This window comes from Pseudomonas sp. LY-1, from assembly GCF_053502595.1.
The window spans coordinates 5,062,512-5,084,644 of the sequence record NZ_CP094353.1; the positions used below are offsets into that span (position 1 = coordinate 5,062,512).

At 61.1% G+C, this 22,133-nt stretch carries 19 protein-coding genes; 9 read left to right on the forward strand and 10 right to left on the reverse strand.

Annotated elements, in window-relative coordinates:
• Position 1: 1 nt before the first annotated feature.
• Positions 2-1,219: an ATP-grasp domain-containing protein gene (locus tag MOQ67_RS23170; RefSeq protein ID WP_448675583.1), complete on the forward strand. Its 1,218-nt coding sequence runs from the start codon at positions 2-4 to the stop codon at positions 1,217-1,219.
• 4 nt (positions 1,220-1,223) lie between these two features.
• On the forward strand, positions 1,224-1,901 hold the full coding sequence (locus MOQ67_RS23175; RefSeq protein WP_253397816.1) for a phenylalanine--tRNA ligase beta subunit-related protein: 678 nt from the start codon (positions 1,224-1,226) through the stop codon (positions 1,899-1,901).
• Between the two features lie 37 nt (positions 1,902-1,938).
• Here MOQ67_RS23175 and MOQ67_RS23180 read toward each other — a convergent pair whose 3' ends face one another.
• The 4 genes from MOQ67_RS23180 to MOQ67_RS23195 form a co-directional block, all read right to left on the reverse strand.
• A complete protein-coding gene (locus MOQ67_RS23180; protein ID WP_247397381.1) occupies positions 1,939-2,355 on the reverse strand; it encodes an Lrp/AsnC family transcriptional regulator in 417 nt (138 codons plus the stop codon).
• Positions 2,356-2,423: 68 nt separating this feature from the next.
• Positions 2,424-3,299, reverse strand: a complete 876-nt coding sequence (locus MOQ67_RS23185; RefSeq protein ID WP_247397379.1) for a carboxylate/amino acid/amine transporter — start codon at positions 3,297-3,299, stop codon at positions 2,424-2,426.
• Positions 3,300-3,501: 202 nt separating this feature from the next.
• Entirely contained in the window at positions 3,502-4,101 is a 600-nt protein-coding gene (locus MOQ67_RS23190) for an FMN-dependent NADH-azoreductase (RefSeq protein WP_253397822.1), read from the reverse strand.
• A 151-nt stretch (positions 4,102-4,252) separates the two neighbouring features.
• Entirely contained in the window at positions 4,253-4,567 is a 315-nt protein-coding gene (locus tag MOQ67_RS23195) for a 3-phosphoglycerate kinase (RefSeq protein WP_247397373.1), read from the reverse strand.
• 49 nt (positions 4,568-4,616) lie between these two features.
• Between MOQ67_RS23195 and MOQ67_RS23200 the strand changes: the two genes are divergently transcribed.
• The 5 genes from MOQ67_RS23200 to aqpZ all read left to right on the forward strand — a co-directional run bounded on the left by MOQ67_RS23200 (position 4,617) and on the right by aqpZ (position 9,688).
• Entirely contained in the window at positions 4,617-5,540 is a 924-nt protein-coding gene (locus MOQ67_RS23200) for a LysR family transcriptional regulator (RefSeq protein ID WP_448675584.1), read from the forward strand.
• Between the two features lie 14 nt (positions 5,541-5,554).
• Positions 5,555-6,358, forward strand: a complete 804-nt coding sequence (locus MOQ67_RS23205) for an alpha/beta fold hydrolase (RefSeq protein WP_253397825.1) — start codon at positions 5,555-5,557, stop codon at positions 6,356-6,358.
• Positions 6,359-6,361: 3 nt separating this feature from the next.
• Positions 6,362-6,925 (forward strand): peptidylprolyl isomerase, encoded by a 564-nt coding sequence (locus MOQ67_RS23210; protein WP_448675585.1) that lies wholly within the window; start codon positions 6,362-6,364, stop codon positions 6,923-6,925.
• A gap of 83 nt (positions 6,926-7,008) precedes the next feature.
• Positions 7,009-8,841: an ABC transporter ATP-binding protein gene (locus tag MOQ67_RS23215; RefSeq protein WP_253397829.1), complete on the forward strand. Its 1,833-nt coding sequence runs from the start codon at positions 7,009-7,011 to the stop codon at positions 8,839-8,841.
• Positions 8,842-8,986: 145 nt separating this feature from the next.
• Complete coding sequence (gene aqpZ, locus MOQ67_RS23220) at positions 8,987-9,688, forward strand: aquaporin Z (protein WP_448675586.1); 702 nt, start codon at positions 8,987-8,989, stop codon at positions 9,686-9,688.
• Between the two features lie 12 nt (positions 9,689-9,700).
• Here aqpZ and MOQ67_RS23225 read toward each other — a convergent pair whose 3' ends face one another.
• Complete coding sequence (locus tag MOQ67_RS23225) at positions 9,701-10,825, reverse strand: GNAT family N-acetyltransferase (RefSeq protein WP_321863213.1); 1,125 nt, start codon at positions 10,823-10,825, stop codon at positions 9,701-9,703.
• A gap of 282 nt (positions 10,826-11,107) precedes the next feature.
• Between MOQ67_RS23225 and MOQ67_RS23230 the strand changes: the two genes are divergently transcribed.
• A complete protein-coding gene (locus MOQ67_RS23230; protein ID WP_253397835.1) occupies positions 11,108-12,430 on the forward strand; it encodes a putative porin in 1,323 nt (440 codons plus the stop codon).
• Between the two features lie 120 nt (positions 12,431-12,550).
• On the opposite strand, the gene MOQ67_RS23235 is transcribed toward MOQ67_RS23230, so the two are convergent.
• The 5 genes from MOQ67_RS23235 to aceK all read right to left on the reverse strand — a co-directional run bounded on the left by MOQ67_RS23235 (position 12,551) and on the right by aceK (position 20,532).
• Entirely contained in the window at positions 12,551-12,784 is a 234-nt protein-coding gene (locus tag MOQ67_RS23235) for a zf-HC2 domain-containing protein (protein WP_448675587.1), read from the reverse strand.
• A complete protein-coding gene (locus MOQ67_RS23240) occupies positions 12,778-13,392 on the reverse strand; it encodes an RNA polymerase sigma factor (protein WP_321848525.1) in 615 nt (204 codons plus the stop codon). Before MOQ67_RS23240 ends, MOQ67_RS23235 begins: the two co-directional genes overlap by 7 nt.
• Before the next feature lie 86 nt (positions 13,393-13,478).
• Positions 13,479-14,600: a beta-ketoacyl-ACP synthase III gene (locus tag MOQ67_RS23245; RefSeq protein ID WP_253397841.1), complete on the reverse strand. Its 1,122-nt coding sequence runs from the start codon at positions 14,598-14,600 to the stop codon at positions 13,479-13,481.
• Positions 14,601-14,828: 228 nt separating this feature from the next.
• Positions 14,829-18,740 (reverse strand): ATP-dependent RNA helicase HrpA, encoded by a 3,912-nt coding sequence (hrpA, locus tag MOQ67_RS23250; protein ID WP_448675588.1) that lies wholly within the window; start codon positions 18,738-18,740, stop codon positions 14,829-14,831.
• A 70-nt stretch (positions 18,741-18,810) separates the two neighbouring features.
• A complete protein-coding gene (aceK, locus tag MOQ67_RS23255; protein WP_253397845.1) occupies positions 18,811-20,532 on the reverse strand; it encodes a bifunctional isocitrate dehydrogenase kinase/phosphatase in 1,722 nt (573 codons plus the stop codon).
• Between the two features lie 255 nt (positions 20,533-20,787).
• On the opposite strand from aceK, the gene MOQ67_RS23260 reads away from it, so the two are divergent.
• Entirely contained in the window at positions 20,788-21,696 is a 909-nt protein-coding gene (locus MOQ67_RS23260; protein WP_448675589.1) for a DMT family transporter, read from the forward strand.
• Positions 21,697-22,133: the final 437 nt, after the last annotated feature.

The window sequence follows — 22,133 nt, forward strand, 5'->3', positions numbered from 1 at the left end:
TTTGGAAACCGTACTGATCGTTGACCCGTTCTCCACAGGCAAACTCTACGCGCCCTTGCTCAAGGCTCAGGGCGTAAGGTGCATTGCCGTGATTTCCACCGACAGCTTGCCCAAGCATTTCACCGATGACCTGATCAGAGAAAACTTCGACGCGGTCTACCACTGGGAAGAGGGTTTGCTGGAGATCCTCGAACCGCTGTCGCTGAGCGCCGTGATCGCGGGTTGCGAAACCGCGATCTACCTGACCGACTACCTCACCGAAGTCCTGCGTATTCCCGGCAATAGCCGCATCACCAGCGACCTGCGTCGCAACAAGTTCTCGATGCAGCATGCCCTGAAAAAACACGGGCTGGCGAACATTGAGTCGCAACTGCTGAGCTCGCCGACGCGCATCGCAGAGGTGGTTGCCACGCTGAAGGACACCGCCACCTATGTAGTCAAGCCGCTCAATTCCGCCGCCACCGAAGGCGTGGTGTTTGCCCAAGGCCGGGCGGGCGTCGAAAGTGCCTTGAAGAATGCGGCCTGGCAGCGCAAAAACGACCTGGGGGAAATCAACCTCGGCTTCATCGTGCAGCCGTTCGTCTCAGGCCCGGAATATGTGGTGGATATGGTCGCCTTTGACGGCGTGTACATCATTGCCTCGGTGTGCAGATACACCAAGGTCCAGAAAAACGGCAGCATGTTTGTCTACGAAAGCCTGGACACCCTCGATCCCCGCGCCGAGGAACTGCAGCCGCTGACCGACTACGCCCGCCAGGCCGCCGCGGCGCTGAGCATCGAGGTCGGCCCGATTCATATGGAAATCATCTGGTCTGCAGACGGCCCGGTGATGATTGAAGCCGGCGGCCGCTTGCATGGCGGCATCGCACCGCTGTTGTTTCAACAGGTGTACCACCCCGACTTGCTGTCGCTGGCCATCGACAGCTACCTCGGCCGCCCACGCCCCCGCGCCGATGCGGTCAGCCAGATCAGCCACGGCCGGATCGGGTTCTTCTGCTCCGATGAACAACGCACCTTCGCCACCCCCTCGTCGCAGGCCTTGCAGAGCGTGATGGAGGACGAGGCCTATTGCGGCCACCGCTACTTCATCGACGCCGGCGATACCACGCCGATCACGATCGACTTCGCCACCTGTCCGGGGCTGTTCTGGCTGCAACACCTTTCGGCACCGCAACTGGACATCAGTACCGCCAATCTACGTAAAAAACTGTGGTGTTAAGGCAATGAAAAGTCGTTTGATCATCCGAAAATCAGCCAGTGATCTGGGCATCAACAATGCGTGCGCGGCGGTTATCGAAGACATTACCGTGTCGGACGACCAGAGCTTCGTCAGCGTCCTGCAAAGTAACCTCAATCACGTTGCGTCCCACCTCAACGAGCTGGACTCCAACGTCATTTACGACGGCTTTGCCAAGCAACTCAAAAAGCTGGGCTACGAAAACACCGTCAGCGCCAACGAGAAACTGTTGCGGCGCTTCATCGCCAAAGGCGTCCACCCCATCAACAACATCGTCGATGCCTATAACGCCGTGGCGATCCGGCATGGGGTCAGCATCGGCGTACACACCTATCATCAGCGGGATGATATTTACGTCATGCGCTCGCAGGCCCCCAGGGCTTTCCGACCATTGTTCGCGAAGAAGGACATTACGATTCCGGCGGGCGACATCGTCTATACCTGCGGTGACGTGCCCCTGGCGAGCATCGGCAAGGTCGACGCCGACGCCCATGACTTCAGGCTGACGAAGGACTCGTCCAGCCTGCTGGTGGTGGTGCTGGGGCACGACGACACGACGTTTGCCTTCAACCAGGCCGTCATCGAAGAGTTCGTCGACACCCTGCGCCAGCGAATGCCGGCCTTGAGTCATCACTTTCTCGAGACCGTACACGATCACGCCTGAGGCTGATGCCGCGTAGCCGTTGCCGAAACAGCAGCGGCTAGCGCCAGGCCTTGAGCACCGGGTTGACCACCACCTCGCGCACATGCTCGATCTTCAGCAGGTTGTCCTTGAACACCATCAGCTCTTCGAAGTTGCGGTATTTGACCTCGAGCATCATGTCGACGTCGCCGAACAGCGAGTAAGCCTGAACCACTTCGCGAAACTGGTAGATCTTCGGAAACACCAGGTGACAGTTGCTGCCATTGAGCATGAGCATCAGAAACGCCGACTGCTGGGCTTCTTCATCTTCAGCGACGTTGATGGTGAAGCCGAGGATAATGCCCTTTTCGATCAGTTTTTGAACCCGCGATTCGACGGCGGTTCGAGACTTGTGAACTTGTCGCGCCAACTGCGCCAGGCTGACCCGGGAGTCGTCCTTCAAGGCCGCAATGATCTGTTCGTCAACCTTGTCCACTCTGCCGCCCCCACACTTTTCTTTTCGATAACAGACTTTCATTCCCGCTCACGCATGCCCAGGGCCTATCACCCCGCAGACTGTACGCCTGCTTCGGGTTTTATGCCCAACCGACTGATCCACACCGCGCCCAGAATCACCAAGCCGCCCAGCGCCAGGCGGCCCAGCGGCTCGTGCTGGTTCCAGATCAACAGGTTCAATAGCAGCCCCACCGGCACATGCAGGTTGTTCATCACCGCCAGGGTGCCGCCGTTGACCAGGCATGCGCCCTTGTTCCACCAGTACATGCCCAGGGCCGTGCTGACCAGCCCGAGGAACACCAGCACGCCCCACTGCAGCGGCGCTTCGGGCAGGAAATCGGCCTTGCCGAACACCAGGAACGCCGGCAACACCACCAGCAGCGCGCCGAGGTAGAAGTAGCCGAAGCGCCGGTAGTGCGGCAGATCACTGGGGTAGCGCGCCACCAGATGTTTGTACATCACTTGCCCGGCGGCGTAGGTGAAGTTGGCCAGTTGCAGCAGCAGGAAGCCCATGAGGAAGTGCGGGGTGATTTGATCGAAACGAATGAGCGCCGCGCCCGCCACCGCGACCAGGGCGGCGACCAGTGCCCAGGGGTTGAAGCGCCGGTTGAGGGCGTCTTCGATCAGGGTCACATGCAACGGCGTAAGGATGGTGAACAGCAGCACCTCCGGCACCGTAAGCACGCGAAAGCTCAGGTACAGGCACACGTAGGTCACACCGAATTGCAGCGCACCGATGACCAGCATGCCGCGCATGAAGGTCGGCTCCACCGAGCGCCAGCGCGTCAGCGGAATGAACACCAGCCCGGCCAACAGCACGCGCACCAGCACCGCGAAGTAGCTGTCGACGTGACCGGCAAGGTATTCGCCGATCAAGCTGAAGGAAAATGCCTGTATCAGGGTGACAACCAGTAAGTAGCCCATGCGCGCCTCGTATCGAATGGGCGGGACATTAAAGGTTTTCGGCGGTTCACGAAACTCGGGGCAAAAAAAACCCGACCTCGCTAGAGCGGCAGTCGGGCAGGAGCACTCAGGAGCAACAAGTGCAAAGGGAGGTTCTTACGCGTACTTGAAGGGTTTGCGTGGGGAGATATAAACACCCCGCGATTATCTGACGATTAAAGGATCACGCGACCTGCGCCAGCAACGCCTTGGCGTGGTTGATGCCTTTTTCCTGGAAGTCGCCGCTCAGGTTCACCCCTTCGGCGTGAATGAACGTCACGTCATGAATCCCGATAAACGCCATCACCTGACGCAGGTAAGGTTCCTGGTGATCGGAGCTCGCGCCCGTGTGAATCCCGCCACGGGCGGTGAGCACGATGGCCCGCTTACCGATCAACAAACCCTGGGGGCCGGTGGCGGTGTACTTGAAGGTCACACCCGCGCGCAACACATGATCCAGCCAGGCTTTGAGGGTGCTGGGGATGGCGAAGTTGTACATCGGCGCCGCCATCACCAGCACGTCGGCGGCGAGCAATTCGTCGGTCAATTCGTTGGAGCGATCCAGAGAGGCCTGCTCGCTGGCGTTGCGCTGATCCGCCGGTTTCATCCAGCCGCCGAGCAGGTTGGCGTCCAGGTGCGGGAGCGGGTTGAGCGCCACGTCGCGCACAGTGATCTGATCCGCCGGGTGAGCCGCCTGCCACTGGCTGATGAACTGCCGAGTCAGTTGGCGGGAGATCGAATCCTGCTGGCGGGCGCTGCTTTCGATGATCAGAACGTTGGACATGGCTGCGTAGGCTCCATCTGTAATTGCTGTAAGTCGATGGAGGAAAGATTAACCAGAGCCAATTCGATAAAAAAGCGCAAAAAACCGCTACAACCCATCTAGAAATTTGTTTATAAGCGGAGTATTCCTGTAGACATGCTCCGCTGCTGCTTTATTTCGGGGCACAGGCCAGGGCGATACGCATCTTGATGATTGCGCGGTTGAACTTGGCGGTGGTGTTGGTGCTCTTGCCCGCCGGCACGCTGACAGTACGGCGACGTGGCGCTTCCGGGCCATTGGTGAAGGTGACGGAACACACCGCGTCGTTGGTCCCGTAGTTGTTCAGTTGGATCGAACTGATGTCACCGTCCACGTCGGACGCGGTGTAATCCACGCTCACGCCGTCGATTTTTTTTGTCACGTCGATCGGGTAGGCAAACGCGCTTAACGGCAGCAGCGCCAGCAACACACAACATAATTTTCTCATTCGGCAGTCTCCAATAAGGACTGTCAGCTTAGGACAAGAGGAGCTCATCTTGAAAGCGCCCCGCGTTACCCTCGATCAATGGCGCACACTGCAAGCCGTGGTCGACCATGGCGGCTTCGCCCAGGCGGCCGAAGCGTTGCACCGTTCACAGTCCTCGGTGAGCTACACCGTGGCCCGCATGCAAGACCAGCTCGGGGTGCCGCTGCTGCGCATCGACGGGCGCAAGGCCGTGCTCACCGAAGCCGGCGAAGTGCTGTTGCGCCGCTCCCGGCAACTGGTGAAAAACGCCAGCCAACTCGAAGACCTCGCCCATCATATGGAACAAGGCTGGGAAGCCGAGGTGCGCCTGGTGGTCGATGCCGCCTACCCGAATGCGCGCCTGGTGCGCGCCCTGACCGCCTTTATGCCGCAGAGCCGCGGCTGTCGCGTGCGCCTGCGCGAGGAGGTGCTGTCGGGCGTTGAAGAGCTGTTGATCGAAGGCGTGGCCGACCTGGCGATCAGCGGCTTCAGCATCCCCGGTTACCTCGGCACGGAGATGAGCAACGTGGAATTTGTCGCCGTCGCTCACCCCGAGCATGCCCTGCACCGTATGAATCGCGAACTGAGCTTCCAGGACCTGGAAAGCCAGATGCAAGTGGTGATCCGCGACTCCGGGCGCCAGCAGCCGCGCGATGTCGGCTGGCTCGGCGCGGAACAGCGCTGGACCGTCGGCAGCCTCGCCACGGCGAGCAGTTTCGTCGGCAGCGGCCTGGGCTTTGCCTGGTTGCCGCGGCACATGATCGAGCGCGAACTCGCCGAGGGCGTGCTCAAACAGCTACCCTTGGAACAGGGCGGCAGCCGCCACCCCACGTTCTACCTGTACTCGAACAAGGACAAACCCTTGGGGCCGGCGACGCAGATCCTCGTGGAGCTGCTGCGCACATTTGACACCGCGCCCCTGGATGCGCCTTTCGCCGCCCCGCAGCAAGCCTGAAACGGAGTTCATGCATGGCCTGGTTCGAACATGAAGGGTGCAGCCTGCATTACGAGGAATATGGCCACGGCGCCCCACTGATTTTGATCCACGGCCTGGGCTCCAGCAGCCAGGATTGGGAGTTGCAGATTCCGGTGCTGGCCCGGCATTACCGGCTGATCGTGGTGGATGTGCGCGGCCACGGGCGCTCGGACAAACCCCGGGAGCGCTACAGCATCAAAGGTTTCACCTTCGACCTGATCGCCCTGATCGAACACCTGGACCTGCCTCCCGCCCATGTGGTGGGCTTGTCCATGGGCGGCATGATCGCGTTTCAACTGGCGGTGGACGAACCGGCGCGGGTCAAGAGCCTGTGCATCGTCAACAGCGCGCCCGAGGTCAAGGTGCGCAGCGCCGACGATTACTGGCAGTGGGCCAAGCGCTGGACCCTGGCACGCGTCCTCAGCCTGGGCACCATCGGCAAGGCCCTGGGCGACCGCCTGTTTCCCAAACCGCAGCAGGCCGACCTGCGCCGCAAGATGGCCGAGCGCTGGGCAAAAAACGACAAACGTGCTTATCTCGCCAGCTTCGATGCGATTGTGGGCTGGGGCGTGCAGGAACAACTTTGCAGAATTACCTGTCCAACCCTGGTCATCAGCGCCGACCATGACTACACCCCTGTGGCACAGAAAGAAATCTATGTAAAACTGCTGCCCGATGCGCGGCTGGTGGTGATCGAAGATTCCCGCCATGCCACGCCCTTGGATCAACCCGAAGTCTTTAACGCTACCCTTCTCGATTTTCTAAAGACAGTCGAAATCACTACCCAGGATCACTGACCCATGCTGAAAAAAATCGCCTTCTTTGCCGGTTCCGTGCTGTTCGCTGCCAACCTGATGGCGGCCGAGCCTGCCAAGGCGCCCCACGTATTGATCTCCACCACCAACGGCGACATTGAAATCGAACTGGACCCGGTCAAGGCGCCGATCAGTACCAAGAACTTCCTGGCCTACGTCGACAAGGGCTTCTACACCAACACGATTTTCCACCGTGTGATCCCGGGCTTCATGGTCCAGGGCGGCGGGTTCACCGCGCAGATGGCGCAAAAAGACACCAATCCGCCGATCAAAAACGAAGCCAGCAACGGCCTGCATAACGTGCGGGGCACGCTGTCGATGGCGCGCACCTCGAACCCGGATTCGGCCACCAGCCAATTCTTCATCAACGTCGCGGACAATGCCTTCCTCGACCCAGGTCGCGATGCCGGTTATGCCGTGTTCGCCAAAGTGGTCAAGGGCATGGACGTGGTCGACATCATCGTCAACTCGCAGACCACCACCAAACAAGGCATGCAAAACGTGCCCATCGATCCTGTCCTGATCAAGTCGGCCAAGCGCATCGACTGAGGTCCGCAGGTAGTTCCGCGCGGCGCTCACAAGGCGCCGTGCGCCTTTGAACAGGAGAGCCCGCCGGGCGGGCGTCAACCCTAATGCTCTATCGTCGTTTCGAACAACTGATCGATATTTTCCGCGACGCGCCCAGCGCCGCCCCTCCCGACAAAGTCCTGCCCTTCTACCTCTACTACTTGCGTCAGGTGTGGCCGTGTTTTGCCGCCCTGTTGGTGGTGGGCCTGATCGGCGCACTGATCGAAGTCGCGCTGTTCAGCTACCTGAGCCGCATCATCGACCTGGCCCAAGGCACTCCGCCGGCGAATTTCTTCCAGGTTCACAGCACCGAGCTGATCTGGATGGCCGTGGTCGCCCTGCTGCTGCGTCCGATCTTCGGCGCCCTGCATGACCTGCTGGTCCACCAGACCATCAGCCCCGGCATGACCAGCCTGATCCGTTGGCAGAACCACAGCTACGTGCTCAAGCAGAGCCTGAATTTCTTCCAGAACGACTTCGCCGGGCGCATCGCCCAGCGCATCATGCAAACCGGCAACTCCCTGCGCGACTCCGCCGTGGCGGCCGTGGATGCGATCTGGCACGTGGCGATCTACGCCATCAGTTCCCTGGTGCTGTTTGCCGAAGCCGACTGGCGCCTGATGATCCCGTTGGTGACCTGGATCGTCTGCTACAGCCTGGCATTGGGCTACTTCGTGCCACGGGTGAAAGCGCGTTCGGTGATTTCCTCCGAGGCGCGCTCCAAGTTGATGGGGCGCATCGTCGATGGCTACACCAACATCACCACCTTGAAGCTGTTCGCCCATACCCAGTCCGAGCAGGAATACGCCAAGGAAGCGATCATCGAGCAGACCGAAAAAACCCAGTTGGCCAGCCGCGTGGTGACCAGCATGGACGTGGTGATCACCACCATGAACGGCCTGCTGATCGTCACCACCACCGGCCTGGCCCTGTGGCTGTGGACCCACTCGCTGATTTCCGTGGGCGCGATTGCCCTGGCGACCGGCCTGGTGATTCGCATCGTCAACATGTCCGGTTGGATCATGTGGGTGGTCAATGGCATTTTCGAAAACATCGGCATGGTGCAGGACGGCCTGAAAACCATCGCCCAGCCGCTGGCCGTGGTCGACCGCGACAACGCTCCACGCCTGACCGTACCCCATGGCGAAGTACGCTTCGAGCAGGTGGATTTCCACTACGGCAAGAAGAGCGGGATCATTGGCGGCCTGAACCTGAACATCAAGGCCGGTGAAAAAATCGGCCTGATCGGCCCCTCCGGCGCGGGCAAATCGACCCTGGTCAACCTGCTGCTGCGCCTGTACGACCTGCAAGGCGGGCGCATCCTGATCGACGGCCAGAACATCGCCGAGGTCGCCCAGGAAAGCCTGCGCGAACAGATCGGCATGATCACCCAGGACACCTCGCTGCTGCACCGCTCGATCCGCGAGAACCTGTTGTATGGCAAGCCGGACGCCAGCGACGAAGAACTCTGGGCCGCCATACACAAGGCGCGTGCCGATGAGTTCATCCCGCTGCTGTCAGACGCTGAAGGCCGCACCGGGCTGGATGCCCATGTGGGCGAGCGCGGGGTCAAACTGTCCGGCGGGCAACGCCAGCGCATCGCCATCGCGCGGGTGCTGCTCAAGGATGCGCCGATCCTGATCATGGACGAAGCCACCTCGGCGCTGGACTCGGAAGTCGAAGCGGCGATCCAGGAAAGCCTGGAAACCCTGATGCAAGGCAAAACGGTGATTGCGATTGCGCACCGGTTGTCGACCATTGCGCGGATGGACCGCCTGGTGGTGCTGGAGAAAGGCCAGATCGCCGAGACGGGCAGCCATGCCCAGTTGCTCGCCCACGGCGGGCTGTATGCGCGGCTGTGGCAGCACCAGACCGGAGGTTTTGTCGGCATCGACTGAACAACTCAACATGTGGGAGGGGTGGCCTGGATTTGTGCCACAACCCTGCTGTAATCAGTGCAGTGCCCAGACGGGCGCTGAAGTAAATCGCAGGGAGCATCATTGATTTACTGATTCGGTAGAGCGATCTATCAAGGACGGGTGCATGTCTTTGTTCAAGCGTTCAGTCACAGAGGGTTTAGGTACGTTTTGGCTGGTGCTGGGCGGCTGCGGGAGTGCGGTGTTGGCCGCGGCGTTTCCCGCAGTCGGTATCGGGTTGTTGGGGGTAGCCCTGGCGTTCGGGCTCACGGTGCTGACCATGGCGGTCGCCATCGGGCGCATCAGCGGTTGTCACCTCAACCCGGCGGTATCGGTGGGGCTGGTCGTGGGCGGCAGGTTTCCGGCCAGGGAGTTACCGGCGTACATCGTGGCCCAGGTCATTGGTGGCATTGTCGCGGCTGCGCTGCTGTATGTGATAGCCAGCGGCAAACCGGGGTTTGAACTGGCGTCAGGCCTGGCGTCCAACGGCTATGGCGAGCATTCGCCTGGCGGTTATTCATTGGCAGCGGGGTTCGTCTGTGAGCTGGTGATGACGGCGATGTTCGTGCTGATCATCCTCGGCGCCACCGACCACCGTGCCCCGAAGGGCCTCGCGCCCATCGCCATCGGCCTGGCCCTGACGTTGATCCACCTGATCTCGATTCCCGTGACCAACACCTCGGTCAACCCGGCCCGCAGTACGGGACCGGCGCTGATCGTGGGCGGGTGGGCGATCCAGCAATTGTGGATGTTCTGGCTCGCGCCGATCCTTGGCGCGGTGATCGGCGGCGTGGTCTATCGATGGCTGGGCAAGGAGGAGCCGGCCTGAGGCAACACGGGGTCAGCCCTGCCGATACGGCAGGGCTGCCCTCGCCTCTTCGGCATACGCCAGAATCCCCACCCGCTCGCGCGCCAGGAAATCCTCAACCGCATTCTTCAACCCCGGATGGCGCAGGTAGTGCCACGACCGGGTGATCACCGGTTCAAACCCGCGAATCAATTTATGCTCGCCCTGGGCGCCAGCATCGAAGCGTTGCAAGCCGTGGGCAATGGCGTAATCCATGCCTTGGTAGAAGCAGGTTTCGAAATGCAGGCGGTCGAATTCCGCCAGGCAGCCCCAGTAACGACCATAGAAGCTGTCGCCGCCGATCAGGCTGAACGCCATGGCCACCGGGCGTGTGCCTTGCTTAGCCAGCACCACGCGGATCGCTTCGGGCATACGTTCGGCCAGCAGGCTGAAAAACGCGCGGGTCAGGTACGGCGCTTGGCGGCGCACCGCGTAGGTGTTGGCGTAACAGGCGTAGACAAAATCCCACTGCGCCTCGCTGAGTTCATGGCCTTGCAACCATTCGAACTCGATGCCCTGCCCCGCCACCTGTTCGCGTTCCTTGCGCATCTGTTTACGCTTGCGCGAACTCAAGGCGTCGAGGAAGTCCTGAAAGTCTCGGTAGCCACGGTTCTGCCAGTGAAACTGACAGCCCAGGCGCTGCAACCAACCCGGCTGTTGGGCCAGGGCGTCATCCGCCAGCGGATCGGTGAAGTTGATGTGCGCACTGGAGAGCCCTTCGATTTCCAGGTAACCCGGCAGGCTGTTGAGCAGCTCGAAACCGTCTTCAGCGCTGGCGGCCAGCAAGCGCGGGCCGCTGACCGGGCTGAACGGCACGGCGACCAACAGCTTGGGGTAGTAATCGATACCCGCCCGCTGGCAGGCATCCGCCCAACCGTGGTCGAAGACGTACTCGCCGGAGGAATGCCACTTGCGATAACCGGGCAAAGCCGCCACCAGCCGATCACCTTCCCAGTGCAGTAAATGCTCGGGCTGCCAGCCCGAATGCGGGCCCAGGCTGGCGCTGTCTTCCAGTGCGCTCAGGAACGCGTGTCGCACAAAGGGCTGGGCCTGCGGCACCAGGGCGTCCCAGACCTGCGGGGCGATTTCGGACAGGCTGTCCAGGCGTTGCAGCGGCATCGGCATCCTCACTACTTCAGGGCGTGAAAGCCTCGCGAGTATCGCTTATCGCCGCCCCCGACACACCCTCGAATCGCCAGACAAGGCTCTAAATCAATAGTTCCATTCTAAATAAATTGTCATCTACCTGACATCATTTCGCCACTGCGCAGTCATAAACGATCGCGATACTGACGCCTGTTTTTAGCGCGCCTGGTTCTACCCCGGCGGTTATTTTCCGTCCGTCATCGGTCGGTTGTGTCCTGGATGGTTTGCCATCCCTCCTCACTTTCGGAGATTGATATGCGTCTTGCTTCCACTAAAACTGCGGCGGCCCTCTGTGGCGGCTTGTTGCTGGCCCTGAGCGTTCCGGCCAGCGCTGCAGTCGACGCTAAATTGCTCGACATGCTCAAGGCCAACGGTCAGATCACCGGTTCGCAGTACACTGAACTGCAAGCTGAGCTGGCCAAGGATCAGAAAGAAAAGCAGATCGCACAGCAAGCTCAACAAGAGACCAACGAACAGATCGCGGCCACCGCGAAAAAAACCAACGACCTGAGCGTGTTCGACCAGAAACTCGCCTGGGCCGCCAAGACCCAGTTCAAGGGTGACGTACGTTTCCGCCAGGAAACCGTGAAGATCCAGGGCGAATCCAACAACGGTGGCCGTGACAAGGACCGTCAACGCATCCGTGCCCGCCTGGGTGCCTACACCGAGATCAACAACCAGGTCGACACCGGCATTCGTATCTCCACCGGCAGCAGCGACGACGCACGCTCCACCAACCAGGACCAAGACAACTACTTCGACAAGAAGTCGATCTGGCTGGACCTTGGCTACATCGACTACCACCCGGACCAGATCAAGAACCTGCACGTCATCGGCGGCAAGATGCTCCAGCCGTGGGTGAGCATGGGCGACGTGATCTGGGATGGCGATATCAACCCGGAAGGTCTGGCTCTGACCTACAAGTACCCGCTGGGTAGCAGCGCCGAGTTGTTCGGCAGCCTCGGTAACTACAACCTCAAGGACAACGTCGACGGCGACGGCGTGCAATTTCGCAACGACCTGCGCCTGACTTCCGGCCAGTTGGGTACACGTTTCTCGGTGACCGACAACCTGAAAATGACCCTGGGCGGCAGCATCTACGCCTACCAGAACGACGAAAACAGCACCTGTACGAGCAGCACCACGCCTTGCGCACTGGCGGTCAACGGCAACTCGGCGAACGAAGAATTCCGTCTGTACGAGGGTTTTGCCCAAGCTGACATCGGTGGCCTGGCCGTGCCGCTGGCGTTCTACGGTCAATACGTGAAGAACAACGATGCGTCCAACGACCAGGACACCGCCTGGTTGCTGGGTGCCAAGTCCAAGGTGTTCGGTTTCAACCTGGACTACAACTACCGCGATACGCAACGTAACGCTGTAGTCGGCGCCTTCACCGATTCGGACTTCGCCAACGGCACCACCGGTTCGCGCGGCCATAAGATGAAGGTCAGCTACGACATCGACAAGAACTTCGCCGTCGGCGCCACGTACTACCTGACCAAGGCTGACTATGCCAGCCGCACGCAGCGTGATGCCAACACCAACACCCTGCAGTTGGATGCTGAAGCCAAGTTCTAAATGTAAGTGCGACACGCCTTGGGCCAGGACGGCCCAGGGTGGCTTTAACAGCCTGGCGTGGGTGAATCGGTGCCCATCATCCGTCCGATTCCCCTACGCGAGTCTGCCTTCCCCCCGCCGTTACTGATCCTTGCGCCGCTCGGCGGCCAGCCGTTCAGCCAAGGCATCCACATCCTGTACCGGCTCCTGCGGCATGATCCGCAATGTGGCCTGCATCAGGCGCATCTGACGGATAAAACGCCGGCAATTGGGGCAGAACATCAAGTGATGACGCATCAGCAGCCGCTCGCGAAAGGTCAACAGACCATCGAGAAAGTCACTGGAACGCGCCACTTGCTCTTTACACGTCAACATTCGCCGGTCTCCTCAAAATGCTCCACCGTGGCGAAGACTTTAAGCCGCGCACGATGCAACAGCACCCGCACATTGGAGAGCGAAAGCGTCAAAAGATTACAAATTTCCTCCAACTCCAGGCCCTGGCGTTCACGCAGCACCAGGACGCTGCTTTGCAATTCCGACAAATTCAGCAACGTATGCTCCAGGCATTTGCGCAGTTCATCCTCAGTGAGCAGGGCTTCCGGGGTGTCCTGGTGCCAGGCAAAGGGGGCGACCGCCCAGTGGCCATCATCCGGCGTGAAACGATCATCCCCGATCGTGCCGTGGGGCGAGGGCAAATCATCGAGCAATACTTCGCGACGATTCTGCTTGTAGCGGCCCTTGGCGGCATTGGCGGTGATGGTCAGCAGCCAGGTCTTGAGGCTGGAGCGCCCTTCGAACTTGGCCAGGTTGCGTACCACTGACAGCCAGGCGTCCTGCACCACCTCATCGGCATGGCGCTGGCCGACAATCGCATAAGCCACCGCGCGCATGGCGCTTTGGTATTGCGTGACCAATTCCTTGTAGGCCCGCTGCTCGCCCTTGAGCAAGCGTTCAAGCAGGTGCGCGTCGTCCGCTGCTGCCATTCGAGACCTCGGTTTCCAAGTGAGAACGCGATCTGTGTGGGGGCTGGCTTGCCAGCGCCCACATTTGACCGCGGCGCGCCGCAGAATCAGCGTTTGCGCAGGATCACGCTGCCGATCGAGTAGCCCGCGCCGAACGAGCTGAGTACCGCGACGGCGCCTTTGGGCAAGTCGTCCTGGTAAGTGTGGAACGCAATCACCGAACCCGCCGAGCTGGTGTTGGCGTAGGTGTCGAGAATCACCGGCGCTTCTTCCAGCGTGGCTTCACGCCCCAGCAGCTTCTTCACGATCAGGTGGTTCATGCTCAGGTTGGCCTGGTGCAGCCAGAAGCGCTTCACGTCGTCGACGTTCAACTGGTTTTCCGCCAAATGCGCGCCGATCAACTCAGCGACCATCGGGCAGACATCACGGAAGACTTTGCGGCCTTCCTGCACGAACAGTTTGTCGGGCGCGCCGATGCCCTCTTCCGCCGCGCGATTGAGGAAGCCGAAGTTGTTGCGGATGGTATTCGAGAACTTGGTCAGCAGCTTGGTGCTCACCACGTCGAACTGGTGCTCGGAGGTCGCCAGGTCAGCGCGTTCGAGGATCACCGCAGTGGCCGCGTCACCGAAAATGAAGTGGCTGTCGCGGTCGCGGAAGTTCAAGTGGCCGGTGCAGACTTCCGGGTTGACCATCAGTATCGCCCGCGCCTGGCCCAGCTTGATGCTGTTGGCGGCGTTCTGGATGCCGAAGGTTGCCGAGGAACACGCCACGTTCATGTCGAAACCGAAACCTGCGATGCCGAGGGCTTCCTGGACTTCGATGGCGATGGCCGGGTAGGCACGTTGCAGGTTGGAGCAGGCGACGATCACCCCGTCGATGTCGGCGGCGGTCTTGCCGGCGCGCTGCAGCGCCTGTTCGGCGGCGCCGACGGCCATCTGGCAGAGCACCGACCATTCGTCGTTGCTGCGCTCGGGCAGGCGCGGGGTCATGCGCTGCGGGTCAAGGATGCCGTCCTTGTCCATCACAAATCGGCTCTTGATGCCCGACGCCTTCTCGATGAAGGCCGCGCTGGACTCGGTCAGCGCCTGCACGTCACCGCGTTCGATGGCAGCGGCGTTCTCCGTGTTGAACTGCTGCACGTAGGTATTGAAAGACTGCACCAGCTCTTCGTTGGAGATGCTGTTGGCCGGGGTGTACAGGCCAGTGCCGCTGATGACGACGTTATGCACGGTCGTTCCTCTAAATCTGTCAGGCAGAAGATATTGGTACCGTCGTACCAAACTGTAGGTCGTTTGATGCCATCCAGCGGGCATCAAACTGGCAACGCTTTATTCCATCGCGCCGCGGCTGCACACCAGCCCATCACGACGATCCCGGCATTTATAACCGCGAAGTTTGCCACAACCCTGGGGATTTGGCGCCATATCCCGGATAAGCACCATTGCCCATTAGTGTGATCAAGCCTCCACCAGGCTCCATTGCTTGCTCAGGCGCTTGTCCGAAATCGGTACCTTGGTGCCCAACTGCTGGGCAAACAACGACACCCGATATTCCTCCAACCACCAGCGGTAGAGCGTTAGCTGGGGGTCGCGCTTGCCTTCCTGGGCGTGCTTGTTCATGCGGTTCTGGTACTGCGCCCACAGGCCGCCCAGCTCGCCGCTCCACACCCGGTCTTTTTGCACCTGGCTGGGCAGTTTTTCCAGGCGCAGTTCGATGGCCTTGAGCAAACGCGGCAATTCTTTTAACCACAGCGCCGGAGTTTCACGCACAAAGCCGGGATAAACCAGATTGCTCAGTTGCTGCTTGATATCGTTCAAGGCCACCGCCTGGGCCAGGTCGATCTTGCCTTTGAAGCGCTTTTGCAGGCCGTGCCAGAGTTTCAGCACGTCCAGGGTCAAGCGCGCCAGGCGCTCGGCGTGTTCGGTCCAACTGCCACGCTTGCGCTCGGCCAACGCCGCCAGCCCGGCACCGTCACGCGGCAGGTTGGCTTCGCCGTCCAGCACGCAAGTGTCGAGGCTGGCCAGCAGGATGTCTTCCACCAGTGCGTCGATGCGTCCCAGCTCGCGGTACATCAGGCCCAGTTCGGTCAGGCCGGGCAATTTGCCACGCAGGAATTTTGCCGGCTCGGCCAATTGCTGCATCAGCAGGCGCTGCAAGGCGCGCCGGTGCTGGAATTCGGCCTCGGCGGCGGTGGAGAATCGGCCTTCCTTGACCGTGCCGTTTTCTTCCACCAGCGCCGGATACACCGTCATCGACAACCCGGCGATCTTTTGTTGGGTCTTCTCGGCTACCGCCGCAAACCCCTTGGCCTCCACCGGCTGTTGGCTTTTCGCCGTTTGCGGCACGGCCAACGCGGCCTGGCTGGCCTCGGCAAAGCGTGCGGTCAGCTCGGCCAGGTCGCGGCCTTCGCCGAGAAACTTGCCCTGGCCGTCGACCACTTCCAGGTTCATCTTCAGGTGGCTTTCCACCTGCTGCGCGGCCTCAGCCCAGGCTTCATCGCTGACGCGTGCGCCGGTCATGCGCAGCAACTCGCGCCCCAGCGCCTGGGGCAGCGAACCCTGGGCGAATTCGATACGTTGCAGGGCGGCCCTGACGAAGTCCGGCACCGGCACGAAATTCTTGCGCAGGGCCTTGGGCAGGTTACGCACCAGGGCGATGCACTTGGCTTCGATCACCCCCGGCACCAGCCATTCCAGGCGTTCTGCGGGCAAGGCCGGCAGCAGCGGCGCCGGTACGCGCAGGGTCACGCCGTCACGCGGATGGTTGGGTTCGAAGTGGTAACTCAAAGCCAGCGCCAGGTCGCCCAGGTGCAGGGTGTCCGGGTAATGCGCAGCGGTGACTTCGCTGGCGTCGCGGGCCAGTACGTCTTCCTCGCGCATGATCAGCAATTGCGGGTCTTTCTGGCTGTTGACCTTGTACCAACTGTCGAACGTCGCGGTCTGGTGGATCTCCGCCGGCAAGCGCGCATCGTAGAACGCATACAGCGTCTCTTCGTCGGCCAGGATGTCGCGCCGACGCGCCTTGGCTTCCAGTTCGTCGAGCTGCTCCAGCAACTGCTGATTGGCGGTCAGGCACTTGGCCCGGGACTGGATTTCGCCGCGCACCAGGCCTTCGCGGATAAACAGCTCACGCGACACCACCGGGTCAATCGGCCCGTAATGCACGGGCCGGCGCCCGACCACGATCAGCCCGAACAGGGTGATCTGCTCGAACGCCACCACTTGGCCGCGCTTCTTCTCCCAGTGCGGTTCGAAGTGGTTTTTCTTGATCAGGTGCCCGGCCAACGGCTCGATCCAGTCGGCATCGATCTTCGCCACCATGCGCGCATACAGCTTGGTGGTCTCCACCAGTTCGGCGGCCATCAGCCATTGCGGACGTTTCTTGCCGATGCCCGACGACGGGTGAATCCAGAAGCGCCGCTGACGTGCGCCAAGGTAATCGCCGTCTTCGGTTTTCTGCCCGATCTGGCTGAGCAGGCCGGACAGCACGGCTTTGTGCAATTTGGCGAAGTCGGCCGGTTCCTTGTTGAGGCTCAACTGCATGTCGCGGCAGATCAGGCTCAACTGGCGATGGGAATCGCGCCACTCACGCAGGCGCAGGTAGTTGAGGAAGTTCTTGCGACACCAGTTGCGCAGCGGGCTGGCGGTCAATGCCTGGCGCTGCTCTTCAAAGCCGCGCCACAGATTGACCAGCCCGGCGAAGTCCGAATCGACGTCCTTCCATTGCGCGTGGGCCTGGTCGGCGGCTTGTTGACGCTCCGGCGGGCGCTCGCGCGGGTCCTGGATCGACATGGCGCTGGCCACGATCAGCACTTCCTGCAGGCTGCCCAGCTTGGCGGCTTCGAGCAGCATGCGGCCCATGCGCGGGTCCACCGGCAGACGCGCCAACTGGCGGCCCAGCGGCGTCAGCTGGCTGTTGCGGTCGACCGCCGATAGCTCTTGCAGCAGGTTGAAACCGTCGCTGATGGCCTTGCCATCCGGCGGTTCGATAAACGGGAAATCGGTGATTTCGCCCAGGCGCAGGTGCAGCATCTGCAGGATCACGGCGGCCAGGTTGGTGCGCAGGATCTCCGGGTCGGTAAATTCCGGGCGACCGATAAAGTCTTCTTCGCTGTACAGGCGGATGCAAATCCCCGGCTCGACCCGGCCGCACCGGCCTTTACGCTGGTTGGCGCTGGCCTGGGAGATCGCCTCGATGGGCAGTCGCTGCACCTTGGCGCGGTAGCTGTAGCGGCTGATGCGCGCGGTGCCGCTGTCGATCACATAGCGAATACCCGGTACGGTCAGCGAGGTTTCCGCGACGTTGGTCGCCAGCACCACGCGCCGGCCGGGGTGGGACTGGAAAATGCGCTGCTGTTCGGCCGGTGACAGGCGCGCGTACAGCGGCAAAATCTCGGTGTGCTTGAGCTGGGCCTTGCGCAGCATGTCGGCGGCGTCGCGAATCTCGCGCTCGCCCGGCAGGAACACCAGCACGTCGCCAGGGCTGCGCCGTTCGCTGCGTTCATAGGCGGCGATTTCATCGAGGGTGGCGAGGATCGCCTGGTCGACGGTCAAGTCGTCCTCGACGCGGTTGCCCTCCTCGTCCTGTTCCAGGGTCAGCGGGCGGTACCAGGTGTCCACCGGGAAGGTACGCCCCGACACCTCGACAATCGGCGCATCGTCGAAATGCTTGGAGAAGCGTTCCAGGTCGATGGTCGCCGAGGTGATGATGACTTTCAGGTCCGGGCGACGCGGCAGCAGGGTTTTCAGGTAGCCGAGCAGGAAGTCGATGTTCAGGCTGCGTTCGTGGGCTTCGTCGACGATGATCGTGTCGTAGCGTTCGAGGTAGCGGTCGTTCTGGGTTTCCGCCAGCAGAATGCCGTCGGTCATCAGCTTGATCAGGGTGTTGGAATCGCTCTGGTCTTCGAAGCGCACCTGGTAACCGACCAGCGCGCCGAGCGGCGTGGCCAACTCTTCGGCGACCCGGCTGGCGACGCTGCGCGCCGCGATCCGGCGCGGCTGGGTATGACCGATCAGGCCGTATTGGCCACGACCGATTTCCAGGCAGATTTTCGGCAACTGGGTGGTCTTACCCGAGCCGGTCTCGCCGGCAATGATCAGCACCTGATGCTTGAGCAGCGCCGCCTTGATTTCGTCACGCTTGGCGGCAATCGGCAGGCTGTCGTCATAGCGGATCAGCGGCAGACTGGCGCGCCGCGCCGTGACCTGGGCGCAGGACGCCTGCATGCGCGTCACCCACTGCGCCAGCTTCTCCTCATCGGGCTTCTTGCGCAGCTCGAGCAACTGCCGCCGCAAACGGTGGCGGTCGGCGAGCATGGCGTGATCGAGATTTTTCAGCAGTTGGTCGATAGCAGGCGCTTGGTCAGTCATCAGGTGCGTTTTGGTCGTCTATTTATGCAGGGGGCGGATTGTCGCAGAAAACCGCCGGCACGCGCGCCCCTCATTCGTTATCGCGTTCCTTGCGCCGATACGGAAACACGTCGATCACCTTTCCGGCACGAATCGCGTCCTGCAGGCCTTTCCAATAGTCGGCGTTGTACAACTCGCCGTGCAGTTGATCGAACAACTTGCGCTGGCCGGCGTCGGCGAACAGGAACGGTGGGAACTCTTCGGGGAACACATCCAGCGGGCCGATGGAGTACCAGGGCTCCGAGGCCATTTCATCCTCTGGCGTGCGGGGTGCGGGGATGTGGCGGAAGTTGGCTTCGGTGAGGTAGCAGATCTCGTCGTAGTCGTAGAACACCACGCGGCCATGGCGGGTGACGCCGAAGTTTTTCAGCAGCATGTCGCCGGGGAAAATGTTCGCCGCCGCCAGTTGCTTGATCGCCAGGCCATAGTCTTCCAGGGCTTCGCGCTCCTGGGCGGGGTTGGCGTTTTCAAGGTAGAGGTTGAGCGGGGTCATGCGCCGTTCGGTCCAGCAGTGGCGGATCAGCACGCTGTCGCCTTCGACTTGAACCGTGCTGGCCGCCACGTCGAGCAATTCGGCCAGGCACTCGGGTTCGAACTTGCTCAACGGAAAGCGAAAATCAGCGAACTCCTGGGTATCGGCCATGCGCCCGACGCGGTCGACGCTTTTGACCAGGCGGTACTTCTCGATCACAGTGGCGCGGCTGACGTTTTTCGACGGCGAGAAGCGGTCCTTGATGATCTTGAACACCGTGTTGAAACCCGGCAACGTAAACACGCTCATGACCATGCCGCGTATGCCGGGCGCCATGATGAACTGATCGTCGGTGGTGGCCAGGTGGTTGATCAGGGCGCGATAGAATTCCGACTTGCCGTGCTTGTAGAAGCCGATCGAGGTGTACAGCTCGGCAATGTGCTTGCCCGGCAGGATGCGCTTGAGGAAGCCGATGAACTCCGCCGGCACCGGCACGTCGACCATGAAGTAGGAGCGGGTAAAAGAAAAAATGATCGACACATCGGCTTCGTCGGTGATCAGTGCGTCGATCTGGATACCCTGCCCTTCGCGGTGCAGCAGCGGGACGACCAGCGGCCACTGCTCGTCGTGGGTGTAGATACGCCCGACAAGGTAGGCGCCCTTGTTGCGGTAGAGCACCGAGGAAAACAGCTCGACCTTCAGCTCAGGGTCCTTGCACACCCAGTCCGGCAGGTTCTCGCGCAGTTGCACTTCGAGGCGGCGCAGGTCGGCCGGCAGATCCGCGTAGGGCTCGCTGAAGCTGTAATCCGCGAAAATCTGCGCCAGCATGTCGGAGATTTTCCCGACAGGCGTGTAGATCCGGGTTTGCGCCGCCCTCGCCCGGCGCAGGCTCGGCCGGGTGGTATGGACGAACATGCAGCCGTCGCTGATCAGGTCATGGCTGAACAGGCCGCAGAAGATCGAGTTGTACCAGGTCTCGGACAGCTCATCGTCAAAGCGCAGGTCGATCAGGCCGATGTAGGCGCTTTTCACCAACGGCCAGGCCTCGATGTCCATCAGGGTGGCGTCATCGAAGCTCGCCCGCAGGCGGGTCGTCACTTCGCTGACTTTCTCCTCATACAGGTTGATACGCGCCGCCGAGGCTGCCTGGCCCTGCTGCCACTGGGCCTTTTCGAAACGTTCACGGGCGCCATCGGTGATCTGGCGGAAGTGCTCGCGGTAATCGTCAAAGCCATCAAGGATCATCTGGGCGATAGCGAGGGCGGGTGTGCGCTGCGACATGCGGGAAACCTCGAACGGGCATCTGGAAGCCCAGAGCTTAGCCAGTCAAGGGAGCCAGGAGAAGCAGTCATTTAGCATGCTTGTTTGTGGACTTTCGTTCATTTCGCAGATTTATGGGCGTTATTGGAAACATTCACTGCGGCCAATGCGCAATCGGCCAGCACAGGCCGGTGACGCGGGTTGCCCTGTAATCAGTGATTGTGTCGAGCCAGTCGCTGGGCAACACTCGCCGCCTTATTGATCTAGGAGTTTTCTGTGAGACCTGTCGACACCCTGTACCTGCTGGGGCTGGCCGCGATCTGGGGCGCGAGTTTTCTGTTCATGCGCATTATCGCGCCGGAAATCGGCACGCTGCCGACCTCGTTTTTTCGCGTGTCGATTGCCGCCGCCGGCTTGCTGGTGATGCTGGCAGTGATGCGTGTGAACTGGGACTTCCAGGGCAAGTTCAAGACCATCCTGCTGCTAGGCGTGATCAACTCCGGCATACCCGCGACCCTGTACGCCGTGGCCGCCCAGGTGCTGCCGGCGGGTTACTCGGCGATCTTCAATGCAACCACGCCGTTAATGGGCGTGCTGATTGGCGGGTTGTTCTTCAGCGAGCGCCTGACGCCATCGAAAGTCGCCGGGGTGTGCCTGGGCCTGTTTGGCGTGGGCGTACTGACCCGCGCCGGGCCGGTGGCGTTTGACCTGGAATTGTTGATGGGCGCGTTGGCCTGCTTGTTGGCCACCACTTGCTATGGCTTTGCCGGTTTTCTCGCACGGCGCTGGCTGGATCAGCGCGGTGGGCTCGACAGTCGGCTCGCGGCCCTGGGCAGCATGCTCGGCGCGACCTTGTTCCTGCTGCCGCTGTTTGCCTACAGCGCCATCCGCCATCCGCCGGCAAGCTGGGGCGGCTGGCACGTGTGGTTGTCGCTGCTCGGGTTGGGGCTGATGTGTACGGCGTTTGCCTACGTCCTGTACTTTCGCCTGCTGACGGCCATTGGCCCGGTAAAGTCGATGACCACCACCTTCCTGATTCCGCCGTTCGGGGTACTGTGGGGCGCGTTGCTGCTGGATGAGCCATTGTCGATGGCACATCTGTATGGCGGGGTGTTGATTGCGGGGGCGTTGTGGTTGGTGTTGCGGCCGGGGAAATTGGCCAAAACAACGCAGAAAACACCCTGAACGCAAAATGTTTTCGCTGCGCCAGGGCGTTGGTTATCCAGCAGTAAGCTTTTTAAGGTTTCAGCCCCGCCTGTTTCATTGCCGGAGCTTCCGCCCGCACCAACGCCCCTTGTGTCAGCCGACAGCGTAAAGCGCCAACAACGCGAAGGTGCGTCCGCGTGGGAACGCAATGTTTTGGCCAAGATAAACGCCAACCCACTATCGATTGACTGCCCCCGCCGCCCGTCGCTATTTGCAATAAATAAAAAATACGATCACAAAAACAGAAAAAATACTGTAATTTACGAAACTCAATAGATTAACTCGCGAAATGCGACAAAGGTCACAATGCCTAACCCAGACTTTTTCGGCTTGGATGCCCCCGTTGTATGGGATACGCATTCAGCCTACCAACACCTTCAAGCACTCGAACAAGCGGACACCAAGCGCACAGCCGA